Source organism: Pantoea sp. JKS000250, from assembly GCF_003201065.1.
Lineage (GTDB): Bacteria > Pseudomonadota > Gammaproteobacteria > Enterobacterales > Enterobacteriaceae > Pantoea > Pantoea vagans.
In genome coordinates this window covers 521,119-533,229 of record NZ_QICZ01000002.1, presented here as the reverse complement: position 1 = coordinate 533,229, position 12,111 = coordinate 521,119, and the positions used below count along the sequence as shown (strand labels likewise).

10 protein-coding genes are annotated in these 12,111 nt (G+C 54.8%); 4 read left to right on the top strand and 6 right to left on the bottom strand.

The window, feature by feature from the left end; all coding sequences use genetic code 11:
- Both BY447_RS22330 and BY447_RS22325 read left to right on the top strand, forming a co-directional pair.
- On the top strand, nt 1–835 hold an 835-nt coding region (locus BY447_RS22330; protein WP_110332275.1), incomplete at its 5' end, for a diguanylate cyclase domain-containing protein.
- A gap of 2 nt (nt 836–837) precedes the next feature.
- Nucleotides 838–1,311, top strand: coding sequence for an OmpA family protein (locus BY447_RS22325; protein ID WP_033785025.1), 474 nt, complete (start codon nt 838–840; stop codon nt 1,309–1,311).
- A gap of 135 nt (nt 1,312–1,446) precedes the next feature.
- Here the strand turns inward: BY447_RS22325 and BY447_RS22320 are convergent, their stop codons facing one another.
- The 4 genes from BY447_RS22320 to BY447_RS22305 form a co-directional block, all read right to left on the bottom strand.
- Nucleotides 1,447–2,457, bottom strand: a complete 1,011-nt coding sequence (locus BY447_RS22320; RefSeq protein ID WP_107320387.1) for a Gfo/Idh/MocA family protein — start codon at nt 2,455–2,457, stop codon at nt 1,447–1,449.
- A gap of 9 nt (nt 2,458–2,466) precedes the next feature.
- Nucleotides 2,467–3,294: a TIM barrel protein gene (locus tag BY447_RS22315; RefSeq protein WP_110332274.1), complete on the bottom strand. Its 828-nt coding sequence runs from the start codon at nt 3,292–3,294 to the stop codon at nt 2,467–2,469.
- Between the two features lie 91 nt (nt 3,295–3,385).
- Nucleotides 3,386–4,828: a sugar porter family MFS transporter gene (locus BY447_RS22310; protein ID WP_033785029.1), complete on the bottom strand. Its 1,443-nt coding sequence runs from the start codon at nt 4,826–4,828 to the stop codon at nt 3,386–3,388.
- A 321-nt stretch (nt 4,829–5,149) separates the two neighbouring features.
- Nucleotides 5,150–6,052 (bottom strand): LysR family transcriptional regulator, encoded by a 903-nt coding sequence (locus tag BY447_RS22305; RefSeq protein ID WP_107320384.1) that lies wholly within the window; start codon nt 6,050–6,052, stop codon nt 5,150–5,152.
- 100 nt (nt 6,053–6,152) lie between these two features.
- On the opposite strand from BY447_RS22305, the gene BY447_RS22300 reads away from it, so the two are divergent.
- On the top strand, nt 6,153–7,220 hold the full coding sequence (locus tag BY447_RS22300; RefSeq protein WP_110332273.1) for an SDR family oxidoreductase: 1,068 nt from the start codon (nt 6,153–6,155) through the stop codon (nt 7,218–7,220).
- Nucleotides 7,221–7,309: 89 nt separating this feature from the next.
- Nucleotides 7,310–7,966 (top strand): SDR family oxidoreductase, encoded by a 657-nt coding sequence (locus BY447_RS22295; RefSeq protein WP_110332272.1) that lies wholly within the window; start codon nt 7,310–7,312, stop codon nt 7,964–7,966.
- A 327-nt stretch (nt 7,967–8,293) separates the two neighbouring features.
- Here BY447_RS22295 and fumA read toward each other — a convergent pair whose 3' ends face one another.
- Nucleotides 8,294–9,940: a class I fumarate hydratase FumA gene (gene fumA / locus BY447_RS22290; RefSeq protein ID WP_033785034.1), complete on the bottom strand. Its 1,647-nt coding sequence runs from the start codon at nt 9,938–9,940 to the stop codon at nt 8,294–8,296.
- Between the two features lie 156 nt (nt 9,941–10,096).
- Nucleotides 10,097–11,605 (bottom strand): anion permease, encoded by a 1,509-nt coding sequence (locus BY447_RS22285; RefSeq protein WP_033785035.1) that lies wholly within the window; start codon nt 11,603–11,605, stop codon nt 10,097–10,099.
- Between the last annotated feature and the right edge of the window lie 506 nt (nt 11,606–12,111).

Below are 12,111 nucleotides of genomic sequence, written 5' to 3'. Positions count from 1 at the left end.
ACCGCTTAACGTTAATATCATTCATGCTGACGTCGTTGTCGGCACCCTGACGCTGGAAGGCACCGTGACCGGCGCGGTGAGTTTCCTTCAATACTCCTTCATGATCCTCTCTGTCGGGATGCTCTGCGTGCTGATTATTTCGCTGATGCTGAGTGAATTTCTGCATCGGGGTATTATTGCGTCGCTCCGCACCATTACCAGTTCGATTCACTATGTGATTCACTCGGGTGATTTTTCCCTGCGTATTCCGGGTGGCCCGATCAGAGAATTTCAGCTCTTTTCCGATGACCTCAACTCCCTGCTGATGGAGATGCAGTCACTCAAGGCGTCGTTGCTTCGTGACAATCGCTCGCTGGCAGCGAAAGCGCTATCCGATCCGCTGACCGGTCTTGCCAACCGCAGCGCCTTCTCTGCTCGCCTGACTCAACGCCTTGACCAGCCACATGAGCACGAACGCTTTGCGCTGCTGTTTCTGGATGGCGATCGCTTCAAGAGCATCAATGATAACTGGGGTCATGCCGCCGGAGACGAAGTATTAAAAGCGATAGGCTCGCGTCTTTTATCGCTGGCGTCTGAACAGGATTTAGTCGCGCGTTTAGGTGGGGATGAATTTGCCATGCTGGTCAGCAGCCGGACCAGTGAAGCGCAGTTACAGCAGCTTATGCAGCGCATTGACGACACCATCGGGGAACACATTCTTATTGCAGAGGGCATGCCGGTTACGACCTCGGTAACCATTGGCTACGCGTGGTCACAGCCTGGTGATACGGTTGAATCAATCCTCGAACGTGCCGATATGAACATGTACAAAAATAAGCGAAAAAATAGGGCGTAAATATGAAGAGAAACCTTTCCCTGCTATTGCTTACGCTGGCGCTGGTCGGTTGTCAGTCAAAAGCGCGTTTTAGCGACGCGCAAATCGCAGCGATGAAAAGTGCCGGATTCACGCAGAATATGGAAGGCTGGGGGTTAGGCTTATCCGATAAGATCCTGTTTGGTGTGAACGAATCAGAGCTGACACCCTCCAGTAAGCTCACCATTCAGGGGATGGCGAAAAATCTGGCGTCGACCGGTATTCAGCATGTACGCATAGACGGGCACACTGACAATTACGGTAAACCCGATTATAACCAGCAGCTGTCGCTAAAAAGAGCGAACGCGGTCGCGGCTCAGTGGGCGGAAGGCGCGGCGATACCGCGTGAGAATATTGTGACGCGTGGCCTGGGTATGAGTTCACCGGTTGCCAGCAACAACAGCGCGCAGGGTCGTGCGCAGAACCGACGCGTGGCCATTGTCATCACCGCGCCGTAACTATTCAGCGGCCGCATAATTTTGCGGCCCGCATTTAAGATAGTGGATTGCCTGATTAGCCATAGCGGGAAGCGTTACTGAAAAGGGGGAGGGACAGCGAAGTGCACGGTGGAATTCCACCGTGCATTTTTCCTGTCAGCGATAAAACGCTGGTCTGGCTGGCATAGTAACCGGCACGATCCCGCCGGACGTCTGCGCCGCAACGCAGGCATCGGCGGCTACGGCAGCGGCATAGCCATCCCACGCGGAGGGACCGGTCATCTCACCGCTGATGACGTTGTTGATAAAGGCCTGTAACTCCACGTCATAGGCATCGATAAAGCGCTTTTTCCAGTCCGTCAGAATGGTGGTCGAGAGCTTTGCCGCGCTGCGCAGTTGCACCGAAACCGGCTCCGGCAGGCGTGCAATGCCGCTTTCACCCACCACTTCACACTGAATGTCGTAACCATATTCACAGTTCACGAAAATTTCGACATCAATGCGCGCGCCTTTAGTGGTCTCCAGCAGTACGATCTGCGGGTCACGCAGGTGGGACGACGCCTTACGGGTTTTACGCGGGAAGATCACCTGCACGCTGGCATAGTCATCATTCAGCAGCCAGCGCAGCACATCGAGTTCGTGGATCAGCGTGTCGGTGATCGCCATATCGGTGGTGTAGCTGTCACCCACTTCCGGGTTGCGGTGCGCGCAGTGCAGCATTAAAGGCTCACCAATCTCGCCGCTGTCGATCACCGCTTTCAGTGCACGATAGCCACTGTCGTAAGGACGCATAAAGCCGACCTGCACCAGCTGACGTCCCGCTTTGATCTCCGCCTCCACGATATTCATACAGCCCTGCGCGGTAACGGCCAGTGGCTTCTCGCAGAACACCGCTTTGCCCGCCTCAATACAGGCCAGCACAAAGGCTTCATGCGTCGGACCCCAGGAGGTGACCAGCACCGCGTTAACCTGCGGGTCGTTGATCAGATCAATCGCATTGTCATAAATGCGCGCTTCCGGTGTCAGTTCGTCAACAATCTGCTGGCAGTTGTCGCGGTTGATGTCATTGAGTGCCACCACGCGCGCATTCTGTAAAACGGTACTGCAACGGCGGATATGTTCGCGGCCGATTGCGCCGGTGCCGATAACACCAATGTTAATGGTCATAATGATTCCTTACGCTGAGTGGTTTAACAGCTGGATGCTGTTGCGAATTTCGCGGGTGATGTCCGCTTCCTGCCAGCTGTTCATCACCGAGGAGAACGGCTCAAAGGCATAAAGGCCGGTGTAGCCCATCTTCTCCAGCCGCTCGACCTGTTGTTTGCTGCGCAATCTGTCATCTGCGCTGAGCATAATGCGCTCTTCGTCTGTCAACTGACTGACCGGGCGCGGGTCGGTGACGCCGGAGAGGTGAACCAGACCGATTTGCTGAATGTCGATTGCCTGCTCAAAGGTCTGCTCCGCATCCTCAAACAGATGATGATGGAAGGTGTCGATCAGCAAGCGGAACGGCACGCCCGCTTCGCGGATGAGCGTCTGCGCCTGGGTTGCTGAACGTAGTGAGCTTTGTGGAAAGCCGAGCGGCTCAACCAGCCCCTGAATGCCTGCGTCGGCGAACAGCGGGGCCAGTGTTTTCAGCGCTCTGATGGTGTCGGCGGCGCTGATGGGCGTGCCGTCATTGAGTGGGCAGAGCACCAGTGATTCTGCGCCGACAGCCTGCGCATCGCTTAACAGCTGGCGGGCGCGTTGCAGCACCTCTTCATTCAGCTGGTTAAACGGGTAGAGCGCGTTGATGGTGACAATCCGGATGCCTGACTCACGCGCCAGCGCTTTCACCTCATCGCCGCTGAGATCGTCGGTGACGCGTCCGCCGGGCATATCATTGCGTAATTCGACATTGTGAATACCGAGCTGGCTGACCAGTTCAAAAAACTGCGGGATGCTCAGGCTGGGCGCTATTTTACGATTGACGCAAAAACGCGCATTGGGAATATTCAGGCTCATAACAGTTTCCTTAAATTATGGGTGCGGTGTTAAGGGCGATCAGGTCGTCATGCCTCATGACATTTTTTATTTCTTTCACAGCGAGCAGGGGTTATTTGTTGCCGTTATAGAGCGCATAGAAATAGTGCTCGACCTGCTCAAGACTTCTTCCCCGGGTCTCAGGAATAAACTTCACAACAAAAACAGAACCGCCGATGCCGATTGCGGCGAATATAAAGAAGGCACCGGCCAGACCAAATGCGGCTAATAACAACGGGAAGGCCATGGAGATGGCAAAATTCGCAATCCACAGCGAGAAGACTGCGCCGCCCATACAGATGCCGCGCATCCTGGCCGGAAAGATTTCCGACAGCAGCAGCCAGGTGACCGGTGACAGCGCACCCTGCTGGAAGCAGAGAAACAGCAGCATGCCCGCCAGCACCAGATAAGCCCGAACCAGGTTGACTGTGCCGTTGAGATATTCCGGCATCAGCCAGCAGACCAGCCCGATAAAGAACAGGCAGCAGGTGCAACCCATCTGTCCGATTAACACCAGCGGGCGACGGCCCGTTTTGCCGATTAACCAGATGCCGGCCAGCGTCATGACCACGGAGATCACCCCGTTGGCGATGGTGGCGAACAGTGCGGCATCGTTGCTCAGCCCGGCAGCGGTGAGCATGGTGGGCGCGTAATACATGATGGTATTGACACCGGTCAGCTGCTGAATCGCGGCGATGCCAACGCCCAGCAGGAAGATTTTCATCAGCCAAGGGGTCGCGAGATCGCGCAGGCGGCCTTTACCCCGCTGGCGGTTCTCTTCGATGGTTTCTTCAATCTCTTCCAGTTCCCACTCAACATCTTCAGCGGCGCGGGTTTTTTCCAGCACCTCACGCGCAGCCTGGCTGCGGCCTTTCATCACATGCCAGCGTGGGGTTTCAGGCATAAATATCATGCCGATCCAGAGCAGAGCGGCGGGGACTATCGACAGCGCCAGCATCCAGCGCCAGGTATTTTCGCCGCCCCAGATATCGTTAAAGGTGGCGTTTGAGATATAGGCCAGCAGCTGACCGCTGACGATCATTAGCTCCTGCAGGGTGACCAGCTGGCCGCGTTTATTGGCGGGGGCGATCTCTGCGATGTAAACCGGCACGGTGGCCGCGGCACCGCCCACGGCAAAGCCCAGGAACAGGCGCGAGGCGATCATCCAGGTCACATCCGGCGCCAGGGCAGAGCCGATAGCGCCAAAGGCGAAGATCAGCGCCAGCGCAATGATGATGCGGCGTCTGCCCAGGCCATCTGCCAGATGACCGGCCGCCAGCGCGCCAAAGGCGGCACCAAACAGCAGGGAGCTGGTGACCAGGCCGGTGGTAAACGGGGTGAGATGCAAATCGCCGCGCATAAACAGTAGCGCGCCCGAAACTACTCCGGTGTCATAACCAAACAGCAATCCACCCAGGGTAGCGACCAGCGCAATAATCTTCACAAAAGGCTCGGTGCGGGTGGCGCTATTTGGACCGGAGGCCGGGTTCGACGAAATATAAAGTTCTTTTTCCATGAAAACTCCTGGTAATAACAACAAAGACAAAACGTCAGAACATGAAGAAGCCATCACCCTACTGATATTTTTATTTCGGGTTAAATTATATTTGAAACTTAGTTTTCATTATGTGAGTTCAAGCCTTCCGCGCTTTTTATTTTGATGGGATTCCATCAAATCAGAAATAAAGGCATTAAACTTAAAGGGTTTATTTGTGGGGATAAAAGACTGCGGATATTTCGGGCAGGGAAGAATGGGCACGAGTGCCGGGCCGTAAAGAACAGAGGAACAGGGTCAGGATGAAATATCCCAACCATATTAATCAGAAGTAAGCCGGTGTCAGCGAATGGCGAGGGCGTTGAGTGCCGATAATAGAGCATCCACTTTTGGCAGGAACTGTTTGCGGCGTGGCCACACCACGCTCAGCGTCAGCCCGTCGGGCTGTAACTGCGGCATAATAATTTCCAGTTCACCGGCGGCCACGGCGCGCTGAATCAGCCAGGAGGGCATCTGCGCGACACCCAGCCCGGCAATGACTGCCTGAAGCTGAGCATCGACGTCGCCCAGCGCCAGCCGGTAGGGCACGTCGCGCCAGTGGGGCTGGCCATCTTCGGTGGTGAACAGCCAGGGTTTGGTTGTGCCATCCACGCGCTCATAAAGAATGGCAGGATGGTTCAGCAGCGCTGCTTCATTTTCAGGACGGCCCTCCCGGTCAAGATAGGCGGGAGAAGCACAGAACTGCATTTTCTCGCGGCCCATATTACGCCAGCCCAGCGAGGCGGGAAGGTCGGGCGCACCGCCGATCCGCACTGCTACATCCACGCCTTCCTCAAACAGGTCAACAAAGCGATCGGACAAACTCAGGCTCAGTGCCAGTTCCGGATTTTGCTGGCAGAAGGGCATAAGCACCGGCATGACATTGAGGCGTCCAAAGGTGGTGGGTACCGCCAGACGCAGACGGCCGGATGGTATGGTGCGCTGGGCGGCCAGTACCGCCTCGGCTTCGGCCAGATCCTCCAGCACCCGCAGACAGGTCTGATAATAGGCGCTGCCCGCGTCGGTCAGATTCAGGCTACGCGTGGTGCGCTCCAGCAGCCGCGAGCCTAAGCGCGTCTCCAGGCGGCTGACGCTTTTACTGACCGCCGAACCGGTCACGTGCAGACGTTCAGCTGCGGCGGTAAAGCTGCCGCACTCCACGCTGGCGACAAAGGGCAGAATATCTTTGAGGCGATGATCGTGCATCGATTAGTGAACTCAGGTTGAGAATGCTGTGAATAAATGCCAGAGATAAGAACTGAATTCTCTATTAGGCTTAGCATTACGCAAAACGAGGAGAAATCAAATGAAAAAGCACGCTTTGATTGTGGGCATCAGCGGCGTTATTGGTCGCGCACTGGCAGATAAATTACAGCAGGAGGGCTGGCAGGTCAGTGGCCTGTCACGCGGACGTGGTGCAGTACCTGAAGGCGCAACCAGCCTGACCGCCGATCTGACCGATGCAGATGCTGTGCGTGACGCACTGAAAGAGGTCAAACCGGACGCGCTGTTTTTCAGCGTCTGGGCGCGTCAGGAAAATGAGAAAGAGAACATCCGCGTTAACGGCGGCATGGTTCGCAACGTAATTGAAGCACTTGGTGATCGCCTCAAAGGTTCGCACGTCGCGCTGGTGACCGGGCTGAAACACTACCTGGGTCCGTTTGAAGCGTATGGCAAAGGTGCCGTGCCGGTTACGCCGTTCCGTGAAGAGCAGGGGCGTCAGCCGGTCGATAACTTCTACTATGCGCAGGAAGATGAAGTGTTCGCGGGCTCAGAGAAGTATGACTATCGCTGGAGCGTCCACCGTCCGCATACCATCATCGGCTATGCCGTAGGCAACGCGATGAACATGGGTCAGACGCTGGCGGTTTATGCAACATTGTGCAAAGAGAAGGGCTGGCCGTTTATCTTCCCGGGTTCGCCGGAGCAGTGGAACGGGATAGCAGATATGACCGATGCCGGTCTGCTGGCTGAGCAACTGCACTGGGCGGCAACATCACCAAACGCGGCGAATCAGGATTTCAACGCGGTAAACGGTGATGTGTTCCGCTGGAACTGGATGTGGCCAAAACTGGCTGACTATTTCGGTATCGAAGCCGCAGAGTACCCGGCGCAGATGATGCCGCTGGAAAATCGCATGCAGGAAGCTGATAGCGCATGGCGGGCGATTGCAGAACAGCATCAGCTGCGTGAGGCTGATGTCACTAAGCTGGCTTCATGGTGGCATACCGATGCCGACCTGGGCCGCCCCATGGAAGCTTTCACCGACATGAGTAAGAGCCGCAAAGCGGGCTTTACCGGCTACCGCAGTACGCTGGACTCCTTTACGCAGCTGTTTGATAAACTGAAAGCGGAAAAAGTGATTCCGGAATAAACCCAGCAGGCGCCGCATCAGGCGCCTGTTTCGTTTCTGGCAGATAGCTATACTCTGACACCTGATCAGTGAATGGAGGAGTGGATCCTATGGCGACATGTTTCATTATCGGTGCGGCGGGCAAGGTGGGCCAAAAGCTGACCCGTCAGCTGAGCAGCAAAGGTCACACTGTCACGGCATTGCACCGTAAGCCGGAACAGGCTGATACCCTGCAGGCCGCAGGCGCTAAGCCTGTCGCGGGCGATATTCAGCAGCTTAGCGTGACGGCGCTGGTAGCGTTGATGACCGGTCACGACGTGGCGGTCTTTACAGCGGGTGCGGGCGGTGCCGGTATCGCGCTGACCAATGCCATCGACGGTGAAGGGCTGAAGCTGGCTGTCGCCGCCGCAGAACAGGCTGGCGTGTCACGTTTTATACTGGTATCCGCTTTTCCGGATGCGGGCCGCGGTAAAACGCCATCAGAGGGATTTGAGAATTACATGCGGGTGAAGCGTCTGGCGGATGCGGAGCTGGTGGCGCGCAAGCTGGAGTGGGTGATCCTGCGGCCTGGCACGCTGACCGATGAAGCTGGTACGGGTCGGGTGCATGCAGATCTGGCGATCCCCTATGGTGAGATCCCGCGCGAAGATGTGGCGGCGACGCTGGTCGGGCTGATTGAGAATCCGGCGATTAAGTATCAAATCATTGAACTCACCAAAGGCGATGAGCAGATCGATGTGGCGTTGCAGCGGTTGCAGCGGGGTTAACAAGGTCTGATAGCGGCGCTTTTATTTATCTGGAAAGGTCGGGTTGGCTTAGCGGTTTGATTGAGCCTCGCTCAGGGAATACAGTCAGATCGGATAGACGCAAAAACCGCTATCCATGGCACGTTCGGCCCGCGCCGTCCTGGCGCGGGACGCTTTCCTCCTCTGACTGTATTCCCTGCGCATTAAACTTTTTCGTAGCTGCTTGGTTAATACATAGTTCTGTCACTAAGAATGATTCCAGCGCATATACATTATTGCAGTTGAATAGCCCTGATTATGTGACAAAAAAACCCCGAAACCGGGGCTTTTTCTTATCTGACGCAGCTTTTACTTCACGCATTTCGCGCAGTGCGCGCGCTCAATATGCTGGAAGAAGTCATTACCTTTGTCATCGACCAGGATAAACGCAGGGAAGTTCTCCACCTCGATTTTCCAGATCGCTTCCATTCCCAGCTCAGGATACTCCACGCATTCCAGACTCTTGATGCTCTGCTGCGCCAGCACCGCGGCTGGGCCACCGATGCTGCCCAGATAGAAGCCGCCATGTTTATGACAGGCATCCGTCACCTGCTGGCTGCGGTTACCTTTTGCCAGCATGATCTTGCTGCCGCCGTGGGCCTGCAGCAAATCAACGTAGGAGTCCATGCGGCCTGCGGTAGTCGGGCCGAGTGAACCGGATGCATAACCTTCAGGCGTTTTGGCCGGACCGGCGTAATAGACCGGATGATCTTTAATGTACTGCGGTAATCCTTCGCCGTTATCGATGCGCTCTTTGAGTTTGGCATGAGCAATGTCGCGCGCCACGATAATGGTACCGGTCAGTGACAGGCGGGTAGAGACCGGATACGCAGAAAGCTGCGCCAGAATCTGCTCCATTGGACGGTTGAGATCAACCTGTAACACCTCACCTTCGCCCTGCTGACGCAGCGCTTCCGGTATCAGGCGGCCTGGGTTGGCTTCCAGTTTCTCAATCCAGATACCTTCGCGGTTGATCTTCGCTTTGATATTACGGTCAGCCGAGCAGGAGACGCCCATGCCGATCGGGCAGGATGCGCCGTGACGCGGCAGACGGACCACGCGGATGTCGTGCGCGAAATATTTGCCGCCAAACTGCGCGCCAAGGCCGAGCTGCTGCGCCGCTTCCAGCAGTTCCTGCTCCAGCTGAACGTCGCGGAAAGCCTGACCGTGCTCATTGCCTTCGGTTGGTAAGCCGTCGTAATAGTGCGTAGAGGCGAGCTTAACGGTTTTCAGTGTGCTTTCAGCCGATGTGCCGCCGATAACAAACGCAATATGGTAAGGCGGGCAGGCTGCGGTGCCGAGGGTGCGCATTTTATCCACCAGGTAATTTTTCAGCTTGCCGGGGCTCAGCAGCGCTTTGGTTTCCTGATAGAGATAGGTTTTGTTAGCGGAGCCGCCACCTTTAGCGATACAGAGGAATTTATACTCATCGCCATCGACGCTGTAGAGGTCGATCTGCGCCGGCAGGTTAGTGCCGGTGTTCACCTCTTTGTACATATCCAGCGCAGCATTCTGTGAATAGCGCAGGTTGTCTTCGATGTAGGTGTTATAGATACCCTGTGACAGCGCGGCTTCATCGCCGCCACCGGTCCAGACGCGCTGGCCCTTTTTGCCCATGATGATCGCGGTGCCGGTATCCTGACAGGTCGGCAGCACGCCTTTGGCGGCAATTTCAGAGTTTCTTAAAAACTGCAGGGCGACATATTTGTCATTGTCGCTGGCTTCCGGATCTTCAAGGATGGAGGCTACCTGCTGCTGATGGGCCGGACGCAGCATGAAAGAGGCGTCGTGGAAAGCCTGCTGACTCAGCAGCGTCAGCGCCTGCGGGTCGACTTTAAGGATCTCCTGACCCTCAAACTCGGCGACCGAGACATGCTCGCGAGTCAGCAAATAGTATTCAGTATCTTCGTGGGACAGCGGAAAAGGGTTCTGATAGACAAAAGGTTTGTTCGACATTTTTTCTCACTTAATGACCGGCTGAACCTCCGCGGGCAGGCTGCGAGGCGCAACATCATAGGCGAATTCATTGTTTATTATGCTTCCCCGCCGCGGGTGCGGCGGGGAAGTGAAGGAATGGTATCTTATAACGCGTTGATCTGCATGTTGTATCCGTCAGAACATCCACACCATCCACGGATAAGCAATCACCATCATGGAGACCAGGAAGATGGCACCAAAGATGGTACCCAGACGCCAGTAATCTTTAGTCGGCAGATAACCGCTGCCGTAATAAATCGGGCTTGGGCCAGTGCCGTAAGGGGTGATGATGCCCATTACACCCAGAGAGGTACACAGCATCAGGCAGAAGACCGGCATATTGATGCCCGGGATTGAAGCTGCAATGGTCAGCATGGCCGGTAACAGGGCAGTGGTATGCGCGGTGGTACTGGCAAACAGGTAGTGAAGCAGGAAGAAGGCGATTAACAGCACTACGGCTGAAATCTGTGGGTCATAACCCTGCAGCAGCATGCCACCTTCTTTACCTAACCAGGCGATAAAGCCGACACGGGCCAGACCATCAGCCAGCGCCACCAGCGTTGCGAACCAGGCAAAGGTGTTCCAGGCCGGTTTATTGCTGGTAATGTCGTTCCAGTTCAGGACGCCTGTCCAGAGCATCAGTACCACCACCAGCAGGGCAGCCATCGCAGGCTCAATCCATGAGGTGGCGAAAATCCACATCAGCAGGGCACAGACCACGAACACCAGCAGCAGGATTTCGTTACGGGTCAGGCGGCCCAGTTTTTCCAGTTCAGCGATAGCCCATTTCGGCACTTCATCGTTAATTTTGACTTCAGGCGGATAGAACCAGTAAGCCAGCAGCGGCATAGTCAGAATCAGCAGCACACCCAGCGGCAGGAAGGCCAGGAACCACATACCCCATGAGATATCGAAACCGATGATGCTTTTTACCAGCGCCAGTGCCAGCAGGTTAGGTGCCAGCGCTGACAGGAACATTGAGCTGGTAATACAGGCTGCGGTGATGGCAACCCACATCAGATATGAACCGATCTTACGGGCGCTCGGGTCGTTGGGTTTAGAGCCATACAGCGGAGGCAGGTTAGCGATAATAGGATAGATAGTACCGCCACTGCGCGCGGTGTTGGACGGTGTGAAGGGTGCCAGAAGCAAGTCAGCGAAGGTAATGGCATAACCCAGCGTCAGGCTGCGGCGACCCAGATACTTCACCAGAATCAGGGCCAGACGACGACCAAACTGCGTCTTGTCATATCCGGCGGCGAACATAAAGGCACCGAAGATGAGCCAGACGGTGGAGTTGCCGAAACCGCTGACCGCCCACTTAAAGGACTCACTGGCGACTTTGAATTTCGGGTCAGCCAGTTCCGCCGGGCTGAAAAGGACAAACTGACTGAACAGGGCGATAGCGACGACGCCGGTCAGGCCGATGACAGCACCCGGCAGCGGTTCAAAGATCAATCCGACAATCACGCCGACAAAGATGGCGAAGAAGTGCCAGGCATAGGGTTCGAGACCGGCCGGCGTCGGCACCAGCAACAGCAACACGGCAACGATGACTGGCAGCGCCAGCATGATAGCTTTCTTTTTACCCGCCGCCGCAGATGCGGCTTTAGGGGGTTCAGTTACAGCTGAGAGTGGTTTCATAGTATTTTATCTGCAAGTTGAGAAGAATGCGATTTGCGCCCCGGACCTTCACTGATGACTTTCTTATTTATTCTTAATAGTGTGAATAAACCGCGATGCACTGATTTTTTTAATCTGCTGCTGGACTATTGAGCAGCATATTTAAATCCATGTAAATATGATGCGATTTTTGCAAATATAGATTTTGATCCAGATCAAAGAAATTTATTCATTATTCCTCATTTTTAACATTTATTTTTTATTTATATTTCTGGCATCGACATTCTGACAGTTTTGTGAAGCTGATCGACAAATCCCCGGAAGGTCTGAGCCGAAGCATCCATCTTAACACCCTGATCATGAAGGGTAAATTATTTATGTAAATGAATGGTTGATTTTTAGTTACCCATGGTTAACAATTAATATAACTTCACTTCCTGAATTCATCAAATAAAAACTCTGAATCGTTTAAAAGTTAAAAAAGTAAATTTATCGCTTATGAAAGCAAAGAAAAGGGTATATTAGAC

Bases quoted from the DNA above. Each gene is read 5' to 3' on its own strand.
- BY447_RS22300 (WP_110332273.1), top strand. From the start codon at position 6,153: ATGAAAAAGCACGCTTTGATTGTGGGCATCAGCGGCGTTATTGGTCGC.
- fumA (WP_033785034.1), bottom strand. From the start codon at position 9,940: ATGTCGAACAAACCTTTTGTCTATCAGAACCCTTTTCCGCTGTCCCAC.
- BY447_RS22315 (WP_110332274.1), bottom strand. From the start codon at position 3,294: ATGAGCCTGAATATTCCCAATGCGCGTTTTTGCGTCAATCGTAAAATA.
- BY447_RS22325 (WP_033785025.1), top strand. From the start codon at position 838: ATGAAGAGAAACCTTTCCCTGCTATTGCTTACGCTGGCGCTGGTCGGT.
- BY447_RS22320 (WP_107320387.1), bottom strand. From the start codon at position 2,457: ATGACCATTAACATTGGTGTTATCGGCACCGGCGCAATCGGCCGCGAA.
- BY447_RS22295 (WP_110332272.1), top strand. From the start codon at position 7,310: ATGGCGACATGTTTCATTATCGGTGCGGCGGGCAAGGTGGGCCAAAAG.
- BY447_RS22310 (WP_033785029.1), bottom strand. From the start codon at position 4,828: ATGGAAAAAGAACTTTATATTTCGTCGAACCCGGCCTCCGGTCCAAAT.
- BY447_RS22305 (WP_107320384.1), bottom strand. From the start codon at position 6,052: ATGCACGATCATCGCCTCAAAGATATTCTGCCCTTTGTCGCCAGCGTG.
- BY447_RS22285 (WP_033785035.1), bottom strand. From the start codon at position 11,605: ATGAAACCACTCTCAGCTGTAACTGAACCCCCTAAAGCCGCATCTGCG.